Origin of the sequence: Corynebacterium sp. MSK047 (assembly GCF_030232285.1) — a bacterium.
Taxonomy (GTDB): Bacteria; Actinomycetota; Actinomycetes; order Mycobacteriales; family Mycobacteriaceae; genus Corynebacterium; species Corynebacterium jeikeium_D.
Window position 1 is genome coordinate 1 of sequence record NZ_JASPJI010000019.1, and the last position, 20,218, is coordinate 20,218.

Annotated in this window: 19 protein-coding genes; 2 read left to right on the forward strand and 17 right to left on the reverse strand. The window is 59.6% G+C overall.

The genetic code is table 11. The features are described 5' to 3' along the window. The 3 genes from QP981_RS08555 to QP981_RS08565 all read right to left on the reverse strand — a co-directional run. Positions 1-180, reverse strand: a 180-nt coding sequence (locus tag QP981_RS08555; protein WP_284870006.1) for a hypothetical protein, incomplete at its 3' end; no start/stop codon positions are given. Beyond that, entirely contained in the window at positions 168-737 is a 570-nt protein-coding gene (locus QP981_RS08560; RefSeq protein WP_049189625.1) for a hypothetical protein, read from the reverse strand. The genes QP981_RS08560 and QP981_RS08555, both read right to left, overlap by 13 nt. After that, positions 737-2,122 (reverse strand): glycine--tRNA ligase, encoded by a 1,386-nt coding sequence (locus tag QP981_RS08565; protein WP_049170727.1) that lies wholly within the window; start codon positions 2,120-2,122, stop codon positions 737-739. Before QP981_RS08565 ends, QP981_RS08560 begins: the two co-directional genes overlap by 1 nt. 190 nt (positions 2,123-2,312) lie before the next feature. Between QP981_RS08565 and QP981_RS08570 the strand changes: the two genes are divergently transcribed. Next, positions 2,313-2,807, forward strand: coding sequence for a Fur family transcriptional regulator (locus tag QP981_RS08570; protein WP_284857849.1), 495 nt, complete (start codon positions 2,313-2,315; stop codon positions 2,805-2,807). Positions 2,808-2,845: 38 nt separating this feature from the next. On the opposite strand, the gene QP981_RS08575 is transcribed toward QP981_RS08570, so the two are convergent. The 12 genes from QP981_RS08575 to QP981_RS08630 all read right to left on the reverse strand — a co-directional run bounded on the left by QP981_RS08575 (position 2,846) and on the right by QP981_RS08630 (position 15,100). After that, positions 2,846-3,568: an isoprenyl transferase gene (locus QP981_RS08575; protein WP_502869563.1), complete on the reverse strand. Its 723-nt coding sequence runs from the start codon at positions 3,566-3,568 to the stop codon at positions 2,846-2,848. 28 nt (positions 3,569-3,596) lie between these two features. Next, a complete protein-coding gene (gene recO / locus QP981_RS08580) occupies positions 3,597-4,346 on the reverse strand; it encodes a DNA repair protein RecO (protein ID WP_284857850.1) in 750 nt (249 codons plus the stop codon). 4 nt (positions 4,347-4,350) lie between these two features. Next, the gene (gene era, locus QP981_RS08585) at positions 4,351-5,292 is read right to left on the reverse strand and encodes a GTPase Era (RefSeq protein ID WP_042389423.1); all 942 of its coding nucleotides are present in this window, start codon (positions 5,290-5,292) and stop codon (positions 4,351-4,353) included. A 4-nt stretch (positions 5,293-5,296) separates the two neighbouring features. After that, entirely contained in the window at positions 5,297-6,625 is a 1,329-nt protein-coding gene (locus tag QP981_RS08590) for a hemolysin family protein (RefSeq protein WP_016423115.1), read from the reverse strand. Beyond that, the gene (ybeY, locus tag QP981_RS08595) at positions 6,622-7,155 is read right to left on the reverse strand and encodes an rRNA maturation RNase YbeY (protein ID WP_005511056.1); all 534 of its coding nucleotides are present in this window, start codon (positions 7,153-7,155) and stop codon (positions 6,622-6,624) included. Before ybeY ends, QP981_RS08590 begins: the two co-directional genes overlap by 4 nt. A gap of 16 nt (positions 7,156-7,171) precedes the next feature. Continuing rightward, on the reverse strand, positions 7,172-8,200 hold the full coding sequence (locus tag QP981_RS08600; protein ID WP_005511086.1) for a PhoH family protein: 1,029 nt from the start codon (positions 8,198-8,200) through the stop codon (positions 7,172-7,174). Between the two features lie 12 nt (positions 8,201-8,212). Continuing rightward, entirely contained in the window at positions 8,213-8,992 is a 780-nt protein-coding gene (locus QP981_RS08605) for a 16S rRNA (uracil(1498)-N(3))-methyltransferase (protein ID WP_284857851.1), read from the reverse strand. A gap of 43 nt (positions 8,993-9,035) precedes the next feature. After that, on the reverse strand, positions 9,036-10,166 hold the full coding sequence (gene dnaJ / locus QP981_RS08610) for a molecular chaperone DnaJ (RefSeq protein WP_284857852.1): 1,131 nt from the start codon (positions 10,164-10,166) through the stop codon (positions 9,036-9,038). 2 nt (positions 10,167-10,168) lie between these two features. After that, positions 10,169-11,206 carry a heat-inducible transcriptional repressor HrcA gene (gene hrcA / locus QP981_RS08615; RefSeq protein WP_016423119.1) on the reverse strand — a complete coding sequence of 346 codons (1,038 nt, stop codon included), beginning with the start codon at positions 11,204-11,206 and terminating at the stop codon, positions 10,169-10,171. A 9-nt stretch (positions 11,207-11,215) separates the two neighbouring features. Further along, positions 11,216-12,379, reverse strand: coding sequence for a radical SAM family heme chaperone HemW (gene hemW, locus QP981_RS08620; RefSeq protein ID WP_284857853.1), 1,164 nt, complete (start codon positions 12,377-12,379; stop codon positions 11,216-11,218). After that, complete coding sequence (locus tag QP981_RS08625; RefSeq protein WP_016423121.1) at positions 12,376-13,062, reverse strand: hypothetical protein; 687 nt, start codon at positions 13,060-13,062, stop codon at positions 12,376-12,378. Before QP981_RS08625 ends, hemW begins: the two co-directional genes overlap by 4 nt. A gap of 205 nt (positions 13,063-13,267) precedes the next feature. Beyond that, positions 13,268-15,100, reverse strand: a complete 1,833-nt coding sequence (locus QP981_RS08630; protein ID WP_016423122.1) for an AMP-dependent synthetase/ligase — start codon at positions 15,098-15,100, stop codon at positions 13,268-13,270. Between the two features lie 154 nt (positions 15,101-15,254). Here QP981_RS08630 and malQ point away from each other — a divergent pair, with 154 nt between their 5' ends. Beyond that, positions 15,255-17,474: a 4-alpha-glucanotransferase gene (gene malQ / locus QP981_RS08635; protein ID WP_284857854.1), complete on the forward strand. Its 2,220-nt coding sequence runs from the start codon at positions 15,255-15,257 to the stop codon at positions 17,472-17,474. A gap of 361 nt (positions 17,475-17,835) precedes the next feature. Here the strand turns inward: malQ and QP981_RS08640 are convergent, their stop codons facing one another. Together QP981_RS08640 and QP981_RS08645 are read right to left on the reverse strand one after the other, a co-directional pair. Next, on the reverse strand, positions 17,836-18,051 hold the full coding sequence (locus QP981_RS08640) for a hypothetical protein (RefSeq protein WP_070866660.1): 216 nt from the start codon (positions 18,049-18,051) through the stop codon (positions 17,836-17,838). 75 nt (positions 18,052-18,126) lie between these two features. Further along, the gene (locus QP981_RS08645; protein ID WP_284857855.1) at positions 18,127-20,181 is read right to left on the reverse strand and encodes a M3 family metallopeptidase; all 2,055 of its coding nucleotides are present in this window, start codon (positions 20,179-20,181) and stop codon (positions 18,127-18,129) included. Between the last annotated feature and the right edge of the window lie 37 nt (positions 20,182-20,218).

Sequence of the window (20,218 nt, forward strand, 5' to 3'; positions counted from 1 at the left end):
ACTCAATCGGCATTCAAAAAGGCCAAATCTAACCCCCGCGACACGCCGAGCCAGACACACATTTTGACCCTTAACCCAGAAAGCACTAAAGACCCCGTCCTGACAGCTCCAGCCGTCGGACAGGGTCTTTTGGTTCTCGTCGTAAACGACGCTGTCTGCAATAGTTGCTACACGATCCACACCCAAATCATATAGGCAATCAGCAAGAGCAAGCAGACAGTGAGAATCCAGGTAGAGGAAACCATGCGGGACTCCAGCACTCGACGAGCACTGTAGACCAGGAAGATCTTCTCCTCTTCCGGCAGCGCACGGCCCTCATCGGTGTCGAACTGCACCTCTGCGTGGCGCACGCCACGGGACGCACCGGTAAACTGGCCCCACTTCTCGCCGGTCTTCGCATTCTCGATGACGTAGTTCGTCGATCCCTCGCACACCAGCTTGCCTTCAGGACGAACCGGCCCAAAGGTCACTGAAAGCTGCTTGGCTCGCGAAATCTTGTCACGGTCAGCAGCAACGGTCGAGAACACGCGGCCGTCGGGAAGCGTGGCGGAAACACGGTGATTAGCAGAGGCGTCAATGACCCACTCCCCTTCCGGGGTGTTGAGGCGATCGCCCTGCTCATCACGGATGTACGTGCCGACTTCGGTGCTTTCCTTCAGAATCGGCCAGGTTTGCTCGGATTTTTCCCGAGAGCCGTCGCCGAGACTATAGGATTCCCAAAAAACTTCTTCGGCCATTAGCAGCCCACCAGGCGAGCTGCGAGGTAGCCTTCCAGCTCGTCAATCTTGACGCGCTCCTGCTCCATGGTGTCGCGGTCACGGACGGTCACAGCGTTGTCCTCGAGAGTATCGAAGTCAACGGTGACACAGAACGGAGTACCGATCTCATCCTGGCGACGGTAACGACGGCCGATAGCACCGGAGGTGTCGTAATCGACGGCCCAGTACTGGCGCAGCTTGTCGGCGACAGCCTCAGCAGTCGGAGTCAGGGTGTCCTTCTTCGACAGCGGCAAAACAGCAACCTTAACCGGCGACAGACGCGGGTCCAGCTTCAGCACAGTACGGGTGTCGGTGCCGCCCTTTGCGTTCGGCACCTCTTCCTCGGTGTAGGCATCACACAGGAAGGCCATCAGGGCGCGGGTCAGACCGAAGGACGGCTCAATGACGTACGGAACGTACTTTTCGCCGGTAACCTGGTCGTGGTAACGCAGGTCTTCCTTGGAGTGCTCGATGTGGCAGCCGAGGTCGTAGTCCGTACGGTTGGCGACACCCATCAGCTCGCCCCACTCGTTTCCCTGGAAGTGGAAACGGTACTCGAAGTCGATTGTGCGTGCAGAGTAGTGAGCGCGCTCGTCCTTCGGAACGTCGAACTGACGCATGTTCTCCGGGTTAACGCCCAGGTCAATGAACCAGTTCCAGCAGGCGTCGACCCACTCATCGAACTTCTCTTCCGCCTGGTCCGGTGCGACGAAGTACTCGATCTCCATCTGTTCGAACTCGCGGGTACGGAAGATGAAGTTACCCGGGGTGATCTCGTTGCGGAATGCCTTACCGGTCTGGCCGATACCGAACGGTGGCTTCAGGCGAGCCGTGGTCATAACGTTCTTGAAGTTGACGAAGATACCCTGAGCGGTCTCCGGGCGCATGTAGTGCAGGCCCTGCTCATTGTCGACCGGGCCGAGGAAGGTCTTCATCAGACCGGAGAACATCTGCGGCTCGGTCCAGTTGCCCGGCTGACCGGTCTCCGGGTCCGGAACGTCTGCCAGACCATTGGCCGGCGGGTGACCGTGCTTGGCCTCGTAGGCCTCCAGCAGGTGGTCAGCGCGGTAGCGCTTGTGGGTGTGCAGGGACTCCACCAGCGGGTCGGTGAAGGTAGCGACGTGGCCGGAAGCTTCCCAGACCTGGCGCGGCAGGATAATGGAGGAATCCAGGCCGACGACATCCTTACGGCCGGTGACGAAGGTCTTCCACCACTGGCGCTTGATGTTTTCCTTCAGCTCCACACCCAGGGGACCGTAATCCCATGCCGAGCGGGTACCGCCGTAAATTTCACCACACGGGTAAACGAACCCCCTGCGCTTACACAGGTTGGCGACGGTATCGACAACTGACTTAGGTGCCACGGTCTAGACCACTCCTTATAAATGGCTTCGCATCGCACACCACACGCCTTTTCCGGGCACACAATTCAGCCCGTTCCGTGCGGCGAACGACATAATGAAAAGCAAAATGTACTGACCCCAACAGGCCAGTTAAAAGTTCCCCTATACTCTAGCGCATCTTGTCCAACCGATACCGGGTAGTGTCGGTTACATGGCTGGCGAAGATATGCACGAAGTTAGTTCTGGCGAAAACCCACGTGGTACGGGCTCCCCCGCTAGCACCGGGGCACACGTCTCCGCGCGGCCGGCCGCAACCCGCATCGGCCAGCGCAGTACTCGCCAACGCCGCGCCGTCGTGTCGATTATGAGTGAGGCCCCTAATTTTCGCTCCGCTGCTGACATTCATAAGTCGCTGACGGAACGTGGGGACAAGGTCGGCTTGACGACGGTCTATCGGACGCTCCAGTCCCTTGCAGAAATGGACATTGTCGATGTTCTGCACAATGCCTCCGGAGAGGCTCTCTACCGGCTGTGCGGTGACCACCACCATCATCACCTGGTCTGCACCGATTGCGGCAGCACCGTTGAAGTCGCCGGCGGCCCTGTCGAGCAGTGGGCTCACAGCCTTGCGGAGGAGCACGGTTTTAATCTGACCGGGCACACTGCTGAGGTCTTCGGCCTGTGTGGGGACTGCCAGAAGAAGTAGCCCGGGCTCCCTCCCCCCCCCCAAAAAAAATACCGGCTCTAGGCCTTGCCGAACCTACGGTCGCGCTTGGCGTACTCCACCACTGCGGCGCGCATGTCATCCCGACCGAAATCCGGGAAAAGCTTGTCCTGATAGACCATCTCCGCATAGGCGGACTGCCAGATCAAGAAGTTGGACGTGCGCTGCTCACCCGACGGACGCAGGAACAGATCAACATCCGGCATAGTCGGCTCATCCAGGAACTGTGCGAAAGACTTCTCAGTCAAGTCATATTCGCTGAGCTCCCCCGCTGCTGCCTGACGAGCAATCTCTCTAGCAGCATCAACAATTTCAGCGCGACCACCGTAGTTGACGCACATATACAGAGTTAGCGCGTCATTGTCCTTCGTCTGCTCTTCGGCAACCTCAAGTTCCTTAATCACCGAGCGCCACAGTCGCGGGCGACGCCCTGCCCAACGCACGCGAACGTTCTTCGAATCCAGCTCATCACGACGTCGGCGCAGCACATCGCGATTAAAGCCCATTAGGAATCGGACCTCATCGACCGAACGACGCCAATTCTCAGTGGAAAATGCGTAGGCCGACAGGTGCTTGACACCCATCTCCAAACAAGCATCGACGCACTCCATCAGCACGGCCTCACCACGCTTGTGCCCCTCGGTGCGTTTGAGCCCACGCTGTTCGGCCCATCTACCATTGCCGTCCATCACGAGCGCGATGTGATTGGGCACGAATTGCTGCGGTACAGGAGGATTCAACACGCTTCCTATTGTGCCCCACCGCTACTGTTTACTGCCAAAAAGCATCCACATGTTCCAGCGCCGGCACCCGGCGGCCCAGGTAGTACTGCAGGTACTTCGCCGTTAGGGTACGCGCCGTCGCAATCCGCCCCTCAAAATCGCTTGACGACGTATCGATGCCCGCCCATTGCTCATGAGCAAGCTGCCACATCAGATGCAGAACCTCGGTCGGCGGAGTATCTGCACCCGGTGGCCGGCAGTTAGTGCACACTGCTCCACCTAATGCGGGAGAAAACGCATGATGAGGCCCGGCTTTGCCGCAGCCTGCGCATTCAAAGAGGCTTGGCTGCCAACCGGCCTGCGCCATTGCTCGCAGAATGTAGGAGGTCAGCAACAAATCGGGGCGATGGCGACCGGCCGCAACCTCGTCGAGCGATTGAGTGGTGAGATCCCACAATTCGGGAGCCGGCACTTGCTCCTCGCCGACAATGCGTTCGGCGACGTCCAGGACTGCACACGCACAGGTGTAGCGCGCATAGTCGTCGACAAGCGGTGCTGCCCACGTGCGCACGGTATCGGCGCCTGCGATAGTGGACAGTCCTCGGCGTGGGTAGATGTTGACATCCACGTCGACGAATGGTGAGAGGCGGGAGCCGAAGCGGCTCTTCGCGCGCCGCACGCCTTTGGCGACACCGCGGACTAGGCCGTGGTCACGGGTGAAAAGGACGATGATGCGGTCGGCTTCGCCGAGGTCGTAGCGGCGTACGACCAGCGCACGGTCGCGATACGGCTCGACCAACTTTTTAGAATCCCAACTTGCCCAGCTGCTTCGGGTCCGACTGCCAGTCCTTCAGCACCTTCACGCGCAGGTCGAGGTAAACATTCTGACCGAGCAGTGCAATGAGTTCCTTACGAGCCTTGTGAATGGTGGTGCCCATGCGTCGACCGTCGCGCCCCATGAGGATGGACTTCTGCCCCGAACGCTCGACATAGATAACGGCGTGGACATCCAGGACGCCTTCGCGATCCTGGTTCGGCAGCACCTCATCAATCTGGACTGCCACGGAGTGCGGCAACTCATCGCGCAGACCGCCGAGGGCCGCCTCGCGAATGAGCTCCGCCATCCGGGTGTGCAAATCCTCATCGGTGATGTGCCCCTTTGGGTACAAGCGTGGGCCCTCCGGCAACTGCGAAGCCATGACATCAATCAGCGTATTGATGTTCTCGCCGGACTTCGACGACAGTGGCACAAGCTCGGCATCCGGACCGAGCAACTCCTGCAGCTCAATCAGGCGCTCAATAATGGTGTCGCGCGAGACCTTATCCACCTTGGACACAATGCCCATGATGTTCTTGCAACCTTTGGAGACGTTCTCGTAAATCCAGCGGTCACCGGGGCCAATTTTCTCGTCGGCAGGCACGACCATCGCGACCAAGTCCACATCGGAGTAAGTCTCCTGAACCATGTCATTCAGGCGCTCACCGAGCAGCGTGCGTGGCTTGTGCAGACCTGGCGTATCCACGACAACGATCTGACAGTTCTCGCGGTGGACTACACCTCGGACTGGATGACGCGTGGTTTCCGGCTGGTTAGCGGTAATAGCGATCTTCTCGCCCACCAGGGAATTGGTCAGCGTGGACTTACCGGTATTCGGACGCCCCACAATGGAAACGAACCCAGAGCGAAAGCCCTCCGGCGCACTGTAATCATCAGCATCTCCGCCAAGTCCAGCATTGGCCAGCATGTCATCAAGATTGCCCATCAGTATCTTCTTCCTCGGAGTAAAACTCCGCAGTCGGCTCCACCACCACAGTGCGTACCCGCATACGACCACGACGGTCACGCGAGCCCTCGGCGGTAAACTTCAGTCCTGCATATTCTACGTACGAACCGGGCAGTGGCACACGTCCAAGCTCATATGCCAACAGACCGGAGACCGTATCCACCTCATCGGTGACCTCGTCATCGAAGACGAGTTGGCGCCCGTGGGCTTCGTCGTAAAGCTCTATGAGCTCGCCCAAGCTGAGGCGCGCCTGCACGCGGTAGGAGGCATCCCCCAGTGGTTCGATGGGGGCCTGCTCGGCCTCGTCGTATTCGTCGGCAATCTCACCGACAATCTCCTCGAGGATGTCCTCAATAGAGATAAGGCCGGCGACCGATCCGTATTCATCGATGAGGATGGCGATGTGATTGCGGGTGCGCTGCATTTCATCGAGCAGGTCATCCAGTGGCTTGGAATCGGGCACAAAAACGCAGTCACGCATGACCTCGGAGACGCGAACACCGCGGCCGCCATCAGTACGCGAGTACGTCTGCTGGACAATGTCCTTCAAGTAAATGACGCCGACGATGTCCTCAACGCTCTCGCCAATCACCGGCAGTCGCGAGTGACCCGACTTCACGCATAGGGCCACTGCCTGACCACAGTGCTTATCCGCCTCAATCCACACCATCTCTGGGCGCGGAACCATAACAACGCGTGCCGACGTTTCCGCGAGATCGAACACAGACTGAATCATGCGGCGCTCATCGTGCTCCACAATGCCGCGCTCCTGGGCGATATCGACCATCTCGCGCAACTCGACTTCAGTGGCGAACGGGCCATCGCGGAAGCCACCACCAGGGGTGATGATGTTGCCGAACCAAATCAGCAACTTTTCCAGTGGCCCCAACACCTTGGCCATAAAACTCAGAACGACCGCGGTGGCGAGGGAAATCGAGTACGGATTCTTCCGACCCATCGTGCGGGAAAACACCCCGAGGACCAGGAAGGTGAACAGAGCCAACAACACCACTGCAGCCACAATGGCCCAGCGCTCCGGCTCGAAAAGCTTAAGACAAACTGCCGCAAGCGTCACTGCACCGATTGACTCGCACAGCGTACGCAAAATCACCAGCACATTGACGTGCCGAGCGCGATTTTCTACGACCTTGAGAAGCGCATTAGCACCTGCGACCTCGTCACGCTGCAGCTCTGCCACGCGCGCACGGGAAATGCCTGCGACCGCAGTTTCGACTGTGTTAAGTCCGCCAGCGCAGATCATCGCCACAACGGCGACAATTATCAAAGTGATCATCGCTCGTTAGAACGCTCCGGGAACGCATTGGGGTTAATTGGTTTTTCGGAAAAGCTCACGCCACGACGATCGATGTCGTCGTACCAATCCGCCAATAGGCCATTCTGCAGGGAGAACATCTGGCGCTCTTCCTCCGCCGTGACATGGTCATAACCCAACAGGTGCAGAACGCCGTGCACGGTGAGCAGAACCAACTCGTGGCTTAGCGGATGGCCTGCACGCTCCGCCTGCCCTGCGGCAAACTCCGGGCACAACACAATGTCGCCCAGCATCGCCGGCCCTGGGCTAGCTGCATCTGGTCGGCCAGAGCCAGGAGTAAGCTCATCCATCGGGAAGCTCATCACATCCGTCGGACCCGGCAGATCCAGCCAGCGCACATGGAGGTCTTCGATTGTCTTCAAGTCGACAATGTGAATGCTCAGCTCGGCTGCCGGATGCACGTCCAGGCGGCCCAGCGCATAACGGGCAACGTCGATAAGCGACTCTTCATTGACGCCCTGACCGGACTCGTTGAAAACTTCAATGCTCATGTAATTTCAGCGTCCTTTATCGCTTTGTGGCGGACTGTCGCTTTTGTGGGGACTCGGCGCCCTGTTCAATACCTTCGTTATAGGCATCGTAGTCATCGTAGGCCTCGACAATTGCGGTTACCAGCGGGTTGCGCACCACATCCGCAGCCGCCAGCGCCGGAAAAGCGATTCCCGGCACGCCGCGCAGCACCTCACGGGCGACAGCTAGACCGGACTTCTGCCCTCGAGGCAGGTCGACCTGGCTGGCGTCACCGGTGATGACCATCTTCGAACCGAAGCCCAGGCGGGTGAGGAACATTTTCATCTGCGCCGGAGTAGTGTTCTGTGCTTCGTCGAGAATGATGAACGCATTGTTCAAGGTACGACCGCGCATGTACGCCAGCGGTGCGACCTCCACTACCCCAGTTTCCATCAGCTTTGGAATCAGCTCTGGCTCAAGCATTTCGCGCATCGCATCGTGCAATGGGCGCAGGTAGGGGTCAATCTTCTCGTGCAGAGTACCCGGCAGGAAGCCCAGGTTTTCACCGGCCTCCACTGCGGGGCGAGTCAGAATAATGCGTTCGACCTGCTTATTCTTCAGCGCAGCAACAGCCTTGGCCATGGCCAGGAAGGTCTTGCCCGTACCGGCGGGGCCGATACCGAAAACAACGTTATAGCGGTCGATGGCATCGACGTAGTTCTTTTGTCCCTCAGTCTTGGGGCGCACGGTCTTGCCACGATGTGTCACGATGCCGCCACCGAGCACCTCGCTGGCGGACTTCTCCCCGCGATCCACAATGCCCACCGCGTGCCGCACCGACTCCGGGGAGAGCTCGTGCCCACGACGGGCCATCGCCTCTAGCTCCTTGAAAGCGCGGACAGCCAACGAAACATCCGCCGGAGCACCCTTGATTGTCACAACTCCGCCGCGGACATGAATATCCGCTGCCAGCAGAGATTCCAGCAGACGTAGGTTCTGATCCGCATGACCGACCACAATCGGCGCGAGATTGTCATCGAGCTCGACGACGGCAGTGGTACGAGCAGTTACTGAATACTTTGTCATTATGCGTCTATCCTACTGACCAGGCGTGGGTGCGCCGCCCCAGCGCTTTGTCAACGGGCCCAGTGCGCAAAGAGCAGCAGCTCCCGCGAGGGCGCTGCGGAGAACTGTCGGGCCGAGTACTACCGAGCTAGCACCTGCGGCGCGGAAGGCCTCGAGTTCCCCAGGGCTGACTCCCCCTTCTGGGCCGACGATGAAAAGAACCTTGTCAGCGTTTGCTGCCTGCGCGGCGAAGTCCACGAACGGAGCTGTTTCCTCCTCGTGCAAAACTGCTGCCACACCACCTGCTGACGTGGTTTCCCGGATGAGTTGCTCAATATCAGCGGAGCTATGCAGGTCAGCGACCGGCGGAATCCATGCACGACGAGCCTGCTTGGCTGCCTCGCGCGCAGCCGACTGCCACTTGGCGCGGGCCTTAGTGACCTTCGCGGTACCCTGCCATCGGGCCACACAATTCACGGCCGCCCAGGGGATAATCTCATCGACCCCGGCCTCGGTCATCAAATCGACCGCAAGCTCAGCACGATCCGACTTCGGCAGCGCCTGCACCACAGTGACGTGCGGGCGCGGACGTGGACGTTCCTCTGCGGCGACCACACGAACGTGAACCTCACGAGGGTCTACGTGCATGAGCTGTGCTCGCACCACCTTGTCCGCACCATTGGCAAGAAGGATCTCCGAGCCCTCCTTCAGCCTGCGAACGCTGATGTGCTTTGCCTCAGGCCCGAGGATCCGAATGATTTCCTCCGGGTGCGGCAGCTCGGCGAAATCACCGAGGAATACGGGCAAACTCATGCGTGCTTCACACTCACTGTGGGGCTATGGGGGGATGGCGTGTTCAACGGCGACGGAAACGGGAGAAGAATCCGTGTCGCTCGCTGGAATTAGCCACCTTGGCATCATCATCGCGGTGCTCGCGCAGCTTCTCCAGCAGCTCGCGGGACTTACGGTCCAGCTTCGTCGGCACCGTGACATCGACGTGTGCGACCACGTCGCCGTTGCCCTCGCCGCGCAGATGTGGCATACCCTTGCCCGACAGGCGAATCTGCTCTGCCGGCTGGGTGCCTGAATCAACCTTGATGGTCATTGGCTCGCCGAGTAGGTCGTCGACCTCAAACTCGGTACCAAGTGCGGCATCAGCCATGGGCACCTGGACGTTAAAGTGCAGGTCATCGCCCTCACGCTCGAATACCGGGTGCGGGTCCATGGCAACTTCCACGTAGAGGTCACCCGCCGGGCCACCGCCCGGACCGACCTCGCCCTGACCTGCCATGCGAATACGCATGCCATCAGAGATACCTGCCGGAACGTTTACCGTCAGATCACGGCGAGCGCGCACGCGGCCGTCGCCACCGCAGTTGTTACACGGATCGGGGATAATTTCGCCGGTGCCCTCACAAGTCGGGCACGGCCGCGAGGTCATCACATTGCCCAGGAAGGAACGCTGGACCTGCTGAATCTCGCCAGTACCATCACAGCTGGTACACATCTTCGGCTTGGACTTGGACTTCGAGCCAGTTCCCTCGCACTGCTCACACAGCACCGCGGTGTCCACCGTGATGGGCTTGCGGACACCGGTGAATGCCTCATCGAGGCCCAGCGAAATACGCAGCAGCGCATCTGCACCTGGCTGCACACGCGAGCGGCGCTGGCGGGTCCCGCCGGCACCGCCGAAAAATGCTTCGAAGATATCGCCGACTCCGCCGCCGCCGAAACCGCCGAAGCCACCGCCTGGCATACCGGCCTGCGGATTGAGAGGATCTCCTCCCATATCCACAATCCGGCGCTTTTCAGGATCCAGCAGGACCTCGTTCGCCTCAGAGGCCTCACGGAACTTCTCCGCAGCTTCTTCATCACCCGGATTACGGTCTGGGTGGTACTTGAGCGCCAGCTTTCGGTACGCCTTCTTAATCTCAGCGTCCGTAGCGTCCTTCTCCACTCCGAGGATGCCGTAATAGTCGCGTGCCAACTTTAGCTACTTCCTTTCAATACCCGGCCAACGTACTGTGCAACAGCAGCAACCGAGGAAATTGTTCCCGGATAATCCATAAATGTGGGGCCAACTACGCCCATGCCACCCAAAATTTCGGTGCCGGTGCCATAGCCAGTTGAAACAACTGAGGTAGCGCGCAGCTCCTCGTCCTCGTTTTCCTCACCGATGGAAACGCGAACGTGGTGCAAATCCTGCGCGGCCGACAGCAGTTTCAGTACGACCACCTGTTCTTCGAGAGCTTCAAGAACCATGGGCAACGTAGAAGGTAAGCGACCGGCCATATTACCACGGGTCAAATTCGACGCTCCGGCCAGGATGAGTCTGTCATTCGGCTTTTCAATCAGCGACTCCACCAGCACCGTCGAGCAGCGAATAAGCACATCCCGCAAATCACGCGGGGCGTTAGCCGCAAGATCGGAGATCGCAATCGACGCGTCGGCAAGCGTGTGCCCCGACATTGCGCGGTTGAAATGCTCACGCAAGAGCGGCACGAGATCGGGATCCATCGGTGCTGGCAGCTCAACATTGCGCTGCTCCACGCGCCCGGTGTCAGTGATGACTACCAGCAACAATCGCGCGTCGGCGAGCTGTACGACCTCGCAGTGCCGGACGCGGGAGACCTCCAGCGTCGGCACCTGCACCACTGCGACCTGACGAGTTAGCTGGGCCAGCAGCTGCACACTGCGGCGCAGCACGTCCTCCAGATCGACGCCGCCTTCGAGGAACTCGAGGATAGCTCGGCGCTCAGCCCGGGACAGCGGCTTAATCTGCGAAAGATTGTCCACAAAAAGGCGGTAGCCCTTCTCAGTCGGGATACGTCCGGACGATGCATGTTCCTGCTGGATATACCCCTCGGCCTCCAGCACCGCCATGTCATTTCTAATGGTCGCCGAGGACACACCCAGATTGTGGCGCTCCACCAGAGCCTTCGAGCCGACTGGCTCCTGGGAAGCTACGTAATCCGAGACAATTGCCCGAAGAACTTCCTGCCTGCGCTTATCCGTCTGAGATGACATGCGGATAGTTTAACTAAGGATGTCAACAATTATGGCGTCGGCCAGCAAACGACCGCGATTGGTCAGCTGAATCCGCTGGCCGCCATCGACGGAAACAAACTCCACCATGCCCGCTTCCGCTTGCCGACGTGCCTTGCCCAGCTCATCCTCACCGAGCAGATTGGCATCGATACCCTCGGCCAAGCGGAGGCCCAGCATAATCTTCTCAGTGTGCCGATCCTCGGCCGTAAGCCTTTCTGAATCCTTAATCGGCAATTCTCCGCCGGAAATGGTCGCCGCGTAGCGAGCCGGATGCTTGACGTTGTAAAACCTCGTGCCATCCAGGTGCGAATGTGCACCGGGGCCCGCACCCCACCAATTTCCATCGCGCCAGTAGAGCATATTGTGACGACATTGGCCGCCCGGTTTTGCCCAGTTGGACACCTCGTACCAGGAAAAACCGGCTTGACTCAGTGCGGCATCGATGCGCTCGTAGCGGTCGGCGAGATCGTCGTCGTCAGGCATCGGCAGCTCACCACGACGGACCTTACGCGCCATCGCGGTACCCGGCTCGACGATCAGTGAGTACGCCGAAACATGATCGACGTCCGTGGCCAGGACTGCCTCCAACGTCGTATCGAGGTTCGCCATCGACTCCCCTGGCGTGCCATAGATAACGTCGAGGTTGATGTGCTCAAAGCCGGCCGCGCGTGCCTCCGCCACTGCCGCCGCAGGACGCCCCGGCGTGTGCGTACGATCCAGAGTGGCCAGCACATGCGGCACAGCCGACTGCATGCCCAGACTCACCCGGGTAAACCCTGCCTCGGCCAAGCCTTCGAAAAACTCCGGGGAGGTCGACTCGGGATTCGACTCGGTGGTGACCTCGGCGTCGTCGGCAAGCCCAAAGCTGTTGCGCACACCGTCGAGCAGGCGACGAAGACCACTCGCCCCCAACATCGACGGCGTACCACCGCCGACGAATACGGTATCGGCGCCACGCGCTAGTTCGGGGTGCTTTACGACGGCCATCTCGAGCTCAGCCACGATGGCATCGAGGTAGTCTCCCTGCGTTGCGCCACTGCCCAGCTGACCTGGCGTGTACGTGTTGAAATCACAGTAGCCACAACGGGTGGCACAGAATGGGACGTGTAAGTAGACACCGAAGGAATCGGTGTGTGCGGAGGCTTCGCTCACGCATGCTCCTTGGCTCGACGTTGCTTGACGCGGCGGACAATTTCATCGATGCGGGCACGTTCCATCAGGAACTCCGGAGGCCTACGGCCGCGCAGCGCATTGGCAACTGCCGGATGAGTCTCGGGAACAGCAACACACCAAGCGGCGGCAGCGGACAGTGCACGGCGGCCAGACTGTGCGTAAAGCTGCGGAAGCACCACACTACCGAGCTTTTCCACGCCTCGGATGTTTTCGGCGGAAACCCAGTCGGCGAGTTCCTCCAGGTAAGAAGCCACGGCATCGGAGCGAGCAATCATTGCCTGCGTGACCGTAGGGACTGCAACCGGATGCTTCAAAGGAGCCGGAATGAGCGACAGTGACTGCACATCCGGCGACTTCGGTGCCGGATGTGGGTGTCGCCGCGGTGTCGAAGCGGAGGAAAGAGTACCGATGCGCCCCGAGCGAATGCCGGAGGTAAACGCTTGGCGTAGACCATCAAGCTCACCAATCAGAGGGCGGCAGTCCTCAACGGCCTCGTCGACGATGTCAGCGAGCTCGAGGACACATTCGTCCACCAGCTCACGATCTACATCAGCAACCGCCTGAGCAAGGTGCTCGATGTGTTCGGCAACTTCGTCACCAATGTCGTAGAGCTCTTGGGTCACTTCGCGCAGGCGTAGCCGAGCATCGAAGTGGTTAATCATTGCCCGCCCTCCCACGACATCTTCGGCGCCGGTGACATCATTGCAGTCTTCCGCTTTCGAATATCGACGAACATTGACGAATGCCGACTTTCGAAAACTGAAAACTCCTTAAAAATTTCTAGCGCCCCTCACCTTAATGGGGTGAGGGGCGCTAGCGCGGTAACAACACGCTGCCGTTTTCTATCGGCAGCGGGTAGACCGTGAATTAACGCTGGTAGAGAGCCTCAATGTCACGCGAGTAGTTGTCCATGACAATGTTGCGCTTGACCTTCATGGTCGGGGTCAGCTCGCCGCTTTCCTCGGTGAAGTCACTGTCCAGAATATGGAACTTCTTAATGGCCTCTGCGTGAGAAACCAGCTCGTTAGCGGAGTTGACGGCGTCCTGAATCTCGGCGCGCAAAACTGCGCTGGAGGCAGCGAGTTCACGGATCGAGGTGTGCTCGGGGACGGAGTGCTCAATCTTCCACTTCTCCAGTGCCTCCTCATCGAGAGTGACCAACACGGAGACGAACGGACGACCATCGCCGATGACGACTGCCTGGGACACCAGCGGGTGCGCACGCATGCGGTCTTCCATCGGGCCCGGCGCGACATTCTTACCACCAGCGGTGACAATGAGGTCCTTCTTGCGGCCGGTGATCTTCAGGTGGCCTTCTTCGGTCAGCTCACCGAGGTCACCAGTCTTAAACCATTCGCCGTCGATGAAGGCTTCCTTGGTAGCCTCTTCGTTCTTCCAGTAGCGGTCGAACACAACCGGACCACGGAGCAGAACTTCGCCATCATCAGCGATAGCGGCCGAGCAACCACCGACCGGACGACCAACGGTACCAATGATTTGCTCGCTCGGGTTGTTCACGGTGACGGCAGCCGTGGACTCAGTCAGACCGTAGCCTTCGTAGACAGGCACACCGAGACCACGGAAGAAGTGCCCGAGGTCAGAGGACAGAGCCGAACCACCGGAAATGGTGTACTGCACGGCCTCACCCATAGCTGCGCGAATTTTCGAGAACAGCAGGCGATCGTAGAGCTGGCGACGCAGCTTCAAGACACGCGACGGACCTGCCGGAGTATCCAGAGCCTTGGAGTACTCGATGGCGGTGGCCTCAGCACGCTCGAACATGGCCAGACCGAATGCGCCCTTCTCCTTAGCGGAGGCGTAGGCGGAGTCACGAACCTTCTCGAACACGCGCGGCACACCGAGAATCATGTGCGGACGGGAACGCTGGAACTCCAGGGTGACGGTCTTGGTATCAGCCCAGTGAGACTGGGTAGCACCGGAAATCATCGAAGCCAGGGACACTGCGTGAGCCAACACGTGCGCCAACGGCAGGAAGGTCAGAATGCGGTTACCCGGCCGGGCAATCAGGCCAATCTCGTTGGTGAGGATGGCGCGGGCCTCCGCCAGCCAGTTGCTGTGCAGGAGCACGCAGCCCTTCGGACGACCAGTGGTACCGGAGGTATAGATCACGGTTGCCAGGTCGTCGGCCTTGGTGTCCTTGATGCGGCGCTCGACCTCGTCGCCGTCAATGTCACGGCCTTCGTAGCTAATGGTGTCAGTAGCGGAAGCGTTAATCTCCAGTACACGACGCAGCTGGGACTCGCCCTCCGGGTTCTCGGTGCCCTTTTCGACCAGCAGAGGCTTCATGCGGTCGGTGTGCTCACGCGACTCGGTAAATGCGAAAACAGCACCGGAGTTTTCAATAATCCAACGAATCTGGCCAGACGAAGAAGAGCCGTAAATCGGGACAACAGCAGCGCCTGCCATCCAGATAGCGGTATTGATCAGGTTCCACTCGTAGCGAGTCTCACTGAGCAGCGCTACGCGGTCGCCCGGCTGAACACCGTTGGCAATTAGCCCCTTAGCGACGCCCTTTGCCTCGTCATAGAACTCCTGAGCAGTGACATTTACCCACTCAAAGTTCTTGGGGCGGGTGAAAAGCACCAGCTTCGGGCGCTTCTGCACCAGCTCCTGCAGCGAGGTAATAATCGTTTCGTCCTCGCCGATGACGTATTTCGCCTCGGTAGTATATTCACGCATCGAGTTACAAACCCCTACTTTCGGTAGTTCTGTCCGTCGTTGGTTTCGTTAGGAATCAACTTAGAACATCAAACCCTGCGCCGTTGTGATTTCAGTAAATATTTCGATAACGAAGTGATTTACCTTACTACTGGCAAAGTTTTTCTAAACTGGCATGATGGAAAGGGTGACACAGGCAGCTTCCAATCCTCCCCTTTCCTCTCCACTCGCCGACCTCGCTAAAGATGTCGGAGTTGGGGTTTCCTACTACTCCACCGAGGGCCAACTCGTGCACGTCTCTCGTGAGACAGTGCTAAAAACTCTCGCTGCTCTCGACATCGATCTGGGCCCAGATCCCAGCGATGCCGAAATCAACGACGCCCGTCGCGAGTGGGCAGATACGCAGTGGTCTCGCCTTCTCCCGCCCGTGGTAGTTACCCGCCAGGGCATCTTCCACCGAGTTCTGGTTCACGTACCGCACGGCAGCAATGTCAGCGTGACTGTGAAACTGGAGGACGGCGCAGAATGGCCCTGCGCTCAGGTGCACCACTTGGTTCCGCCACGCCAAGTCGGCGATGTGTTGATGGGAGAAGCCGCCTTCGCAATTCCAGAGGATCTGCCACTTGGTTGGCATCGCTTGCGCGCAGTCAACGACGACAACGTCGCTGAGTGCGATGTGGCCGTAACCCCCAACCGTCTCGCCACTGCCGACAAGTACGTGCAGAATCCTGCGCATGGCGTCATGGCACAGCTGTACTCGGTACGCTCCAGCCGCAGCTGGGGTATCGGCGATTTCGCTACCCTCGGCGACTTGGCACAGGTCAGTGCAGAGCACGCGGGCTCTGATTTCGTCCTCATCAATCCGTTGCACGCCGCAGAGCCACTGCCTCCGGTAGAAGACTCGCCGTACCTGCCCACCACGCGCCGCTATGTCAATCCGCTGTACGCGCGCCCAGAGCTTATCGACGAGTTCGGGTACCTGGACAAGGACGAGGCCGATGAAGCCCGTGCGCTAGCGAACTCTTTCCACCAGCTCAATCACAGCCCTGATGAGATTGACCGCAACCCCATCTACGCTGCAAAGCTCAAGGTATTGCGGGCAATTCACAAGATCCCCCTGTCCAGCGCACGCCAGGCGGAATTTGACCGTTGGCTGGAGGCCGAGGGCCGTGGCATTTACGACTACGCGTCGTGGTGCACCGAGCGCGAGCTCGCGGATCGCGCTGCTGCCCGCGATGCTGCACGCGCTGCCACTTCCGATTCTGGTGCCGTAGCCGAGAACGATATCGAGTTGGTTCCACCGTTGGGTAACCACGCCAGTGTCGAATCTCTGCGGGAGGAAATCTTCCACTTCCACCTCTGGGTGCAGTGGATTCTCGATCAGCAACTCGGCCAGGCACAAGAGGCAGCCCTGGATGCGGGTATGCGCATCGGCATCATGGCCGACCTTGCCGTCGGCGTGCACCCTGGCGGCGCGGATGCCGAGAACCTTGCGGATTGGCTCGCTCCTGCTATCTCTGTTGGCGCACCGCCAGACGGTTTTAACCAGCGCGGCCAAGACTGGTCGCAGCCGCCGTGGAACCCGCACAAGCTAGCCGAGGCCAGCTACCGTCCCTGGCGCGACATGCTGCGCACAATCCTTCGCCACGCAGGTGGCATTCGTGTTGACCACGTGCTGGGTATGTTCCGCCTCTGGGTCATGCCGCGAATGGAGTCCCCCGTCAATGGCACCTACCTGTACTTCGACCACGAGGCAATGGTCGGCATTCTCGCACTTGAGGCCGAGCTCGCTGGGGCCCTCGTCGTAGGTGAAGACCTGGGCACTTTCGAGCCGTGGGTGCAGGACTACCTGGCCTCGCGGGGCATCATGGGCACCTCGATTGTGTGGTTTGAATCCGAGGGCGACCATCCGAAACCACCGAGCGCATACCGCAGCCTATGCCTGTCCTCCGTCACCACGCACGATTTGCCGCCGACGGCAGGCTACCTCGCAGGCGAGCACATCAAGCTGCGGGAACGCCTGGGGCTTTTGCTTTCCGACGTCGCGGAGGAAGACCGTCGGGACTTCGAGTGGATTCGTAAGGTTCTGGGCTCTGCCAAGGAAGCTGGCTGCTTTGGTGACACGGCCGCTGCGGACATGGATGTTCAGTCCCTTACTCGCGATAATCTGCCACCAATTGACGCACTGGTCACGGGCCTGCACCGCTTCCTCGACCAGACGCCATCCGCGCTGAAGTGTGAGGCCCTGGTGGACATGGTCGGCGACCGTCGTACTCAGAACCAGCCGGGCACGAGCCACGACCAATACCCGAACTGGTGCATTCCGCTAACCGATGCCGAGGGCAAGGCCGTGCTTGTCGAGGACCTGCCTCGCTTCCCCGGATTTAAGCGTTAATTGGTTCGAGAACGCTTAGTCCCTCATTTTTGCTGTTCACCGATCTTTCAAGTTATGTGCCCGGCACTAAAACCGAGGCTAAAACTGGAAATCGGTGACTGCACCAGCGATGAGGATGAGAAGAAGCAAAACGATTAGGGCAAGTAGGACCTTCGAGTGCCTCGACCGATGCATGCTAACTCAGCTCCCTACTGCGAAATATTTGCGAACTACCCAACTCTAGCCTGTTGGGCAAATTTCCTAATACTTTAAGACATACCTTAGGGCAGCGATAGCGACCCAACACTTAAAGGGGGCTTCTCCCAGCTCAATTCATCGGGACTCCCGGTGAGCTATCTACAGGCCACTACCTCATCGGCTACTAGCTCTCGCTGCCCGCTCCTCGACGCTCCTGCGAACGCTCCCGCCAGCGCACTGACCTCTGCCACAGGCGACCGCTGACAACATCGATTGCGCCAACGAGAACGAAAGCAACAAACCCTCCGACTACCAGCAGAACCACGCATAGCACGCTGACCTGCGCAAGCAGTGGCAATTGGATAAGCCACTGCCCTACTCTGTCGAATACTTCTGCCATGAGTGTCAACCTACCCTGCCGGTGACCGGAATAACCAGTGGGCGGCGGTCGCGGCGCTCGTCGTAAAGCGTGAAGCTAGGCATCAGTGCCCGACAGCCCGCGGCGTTCGAGGAGCGGCTGGATGTCCTTGTCGCGGCCTCGGAAAGCGCGGTAGGCGGCCATAAAATCGATGGCGCCACCACGGGAGAGAATCTCCTCGCGGAAGTGGCTGCCGCCGCTGATTGTGGCACCGCCGTTGTCGGTGAACCAACCGAAACCGTCCGCGTCGAGAACCTCTGCCCACAGGTAGGAGTAATAGCCCGCCGAGTAACCACCGGCGAAGATGTGGTTGAAGTAGCGGGAGCGGTAACGCGGAGCCAGGTGGGGAACGTCGAGGCCGAGTTCGGCAAGTGCTTCCGCTTCGAAGGCATCAACATCAGTGACCTGAGCTGCTTCCTCCTCGGTGAGGCTGTGCCAGGCCAGATCGATGGCGCACGCGGCGAGGTACTCAACCGTGGCGAATCCCTCACCAGCGGTGCGGGCCTTCTTCACCGACTCGACTAGCTCGGCCGGGATCGGCTCACCGGTACGAACGTGGACGGCGTAATTGGCCAGAATGGACGGTTCAAGCGCCCAGTTCTCGTTGATCTGGGAGGGGAATTCCACGAAGTCGCGCGGGACGTTAGTGCCCGAGAAGGTCGGGTACGTGACGTCGGAAAGCAGACCGTGGAGGGCGTGCCCGAACTCGTGGAAAGCAGTAGTGACCTCGTCGAGCGTCAGCAGCACCGGGGTTCCCGGTTCGGTTTCGGCGATGTTCATCACGTTGACCACGACTGGCAGGCGCCCCAGCAGACGGGACTGATCCCTAAACGAGCTCATCCACGCACCGCCCCGCTTGGTCGGGCGCGAGAAGTAGTCCGTAATAATCAGGCCGATGGTCTCGCCTCCGCCCTGGCGTACCTCCCACACGGTCGTGCCCGGCGCGTATCCCTGCAGGTCCTCGCGCTTGACTACCTCGATGCCGTAGAGCTTGCGGGCAGCGTAGAACACGCCGTCTTCGATGACACGGTGCAGCTCGAAGTAATTCTTGAGTTCCTCCGTGTCGACTGCGAATTCTTCCGCTTTACGACGGCGCTCCCAATACGGCCAATCAGCGCCCGCGACCGTCTCATCGCCAGCCAGATCAGCGACCCGCTTGTACTCGCCTTCAGCATTGGCAATGGCAGCTGGCGCCAGGTCTGCAATGAGTTTCCGAGCAGCTTCTGCGGTGGTTGCCGTCTCCTTGGCAATGACGTAATCCGCATGCGTGTCGTAGCCGAGCAGCTTGGCACGGCGGGCACGCAGGCGCGCCATTTCCAGCACAATGTCGGAGTTGTCGAACGTGCCGGAGGCAGCACCCGCACGCCCCAGTGAGGCTTCGTAGAGCTTGGCGCGAGTAGCCGGATTATCCAGGTCAGCCAGCTGTGCCGGAGTTGACGGTAGGTCCAGTGGAATCAGCCACGGCGCATCGGTGTCGGCCTTTTTCGCGTAGGCGGCGAAGGACGCAATGGCGTCGTCGGAAAGCCCGGCGAGTTCCTCGCGGTCGTAGATCTCCACGGCGCGCGCGACGGTGTCCTTCAGCAGGTTTTCACCGAAAGCCGTGGAGAGCTCAGAGAGACGGGAATTGATGCGGCTGAGCTCGGCTTTGTCCTCGTCGCTGAGGTCCGCACCGGCGCGCTGGAAGTCTTCGCGGACTTTCTTCAGCAGCAGCTTCGCCTCTTCCGGATTGGCGGCGTCCTCAACGCTGTCGATGGCATTGATGCGCTGCCACAGGTCACTGCGCATGCGAATCTGATCCAGGTGTGCTGTGAGCTGCGGGGCGATCTCGGCTTCAATTTCCATGCGGACGTCGGTGGCGTCCGTCCCGGCAACGTTGAAGAAATAAGCAGCGACGCGGTCCAGATCCTGGCCCGCCTTCTCCATTGCCTCGATGGTGTTAACGAAGGTCGGAGCCTCCGACGACGTGGCGATGGCGTCAATCTCGCGCGCATGGCTGCGCATTGCTTCGCTAAAAGCCTCGCGGACGTGGCTGTCATCGATTGCCGCAAAATCTGGCAATTCGCAGAACAATTCCGACGGTGTCAACAGTGGATTTCGTGCATCATTGGTCATAGTGAATTCAACTGTAGCGTGCTCGAAAAACCAGAGT

Coding starts and splice junctions, on each gene's coding strand:
- QP981_RS08605 (WP_284857851.1), bottom strand. CDS start 8,992: ATGAGTTTGCCCGTATTCCTCGGTGATTTCGCCGAGCTGCCGCACCCG.
- QP981_RS08645 (WP_284857855.1), bottom strand. CDS start 20,181: ATGACCAATGATGCACGAAATCCACTGTTGACACCGTCGGAATTGTTC.
- QP981_RS08590 (WP_016423115.1), bottom strand. CDS start 6,625: ATGATCACTTTGATAATTGTCGCCGTTGTGGCGATGATCTGCGCTGGC.
- QP981_RS08630 (WP_016423122.1), bottom strand. CDS start 15,100: ATGCGTGAATATACTACCGAGGCGAAATACGTCATCGGCGAGGACGAA.
- hrcA (WP_016423119.1), bottom strand. CDS start 11,206: ATGTCATCTCAGACGGATAAGCGCAGGCAGGAAGTTCTTCGGGCAATT.
- malQ (WP_284857854.1), top strand. CDS start 15,255: ATGATGGAAAGGGTGACACAGGCAGCTTCCAATCCTCCCCTTTCCTCT.
- QP981_RS08600 (WP_005511086.1), bottom strand. CDS start 8,200: ATGACAAAGTATTCAGTAACTGCTCGTACCACTGCCGTCGTCGAGCTC.
- era (WP_042389423.1), bottom strand. CDS start 5,292: ATGCTGGCCAATGCTGGACTTGGCGGAGATGCTGATGATTACAGTGCG.
- QP981_RS08625 (WP_016423121.1), bottom strand. CDS start 13,062: ATGATTAACCACTTCGATGCTCGGCTACGCCTGCGCGAAGTGACCCAA.
- QP981_RS08640 (WP_070866660.1), bottom strand. CDS start 18,051: ATGGCAGAAGTATTCGACAGAGTAGGGCAGTGGCTTATCCAATTGCCA.
- ybeY (WP_005511056.1), bottom strand. CDS start 7,155: ATGAGCATTGAAGTTTTCAACGAGTCCGGTCAGGGCGTCAATGAAGAG.
- QP981_RS08560 (WP_049189625.1), bottom strand. CDS start 737: ATGGCCGAAGAAGTTTTTTGGGAATCCTATAGTCTCGGCGACGGCTCT.
- QP981_RS08570 (WP_284857849.1), top strand. CDS start 2,313: ATGGCTGGCGAAGATATGCACGAAGTTAGTTCTGGCGAAAACCCACGT.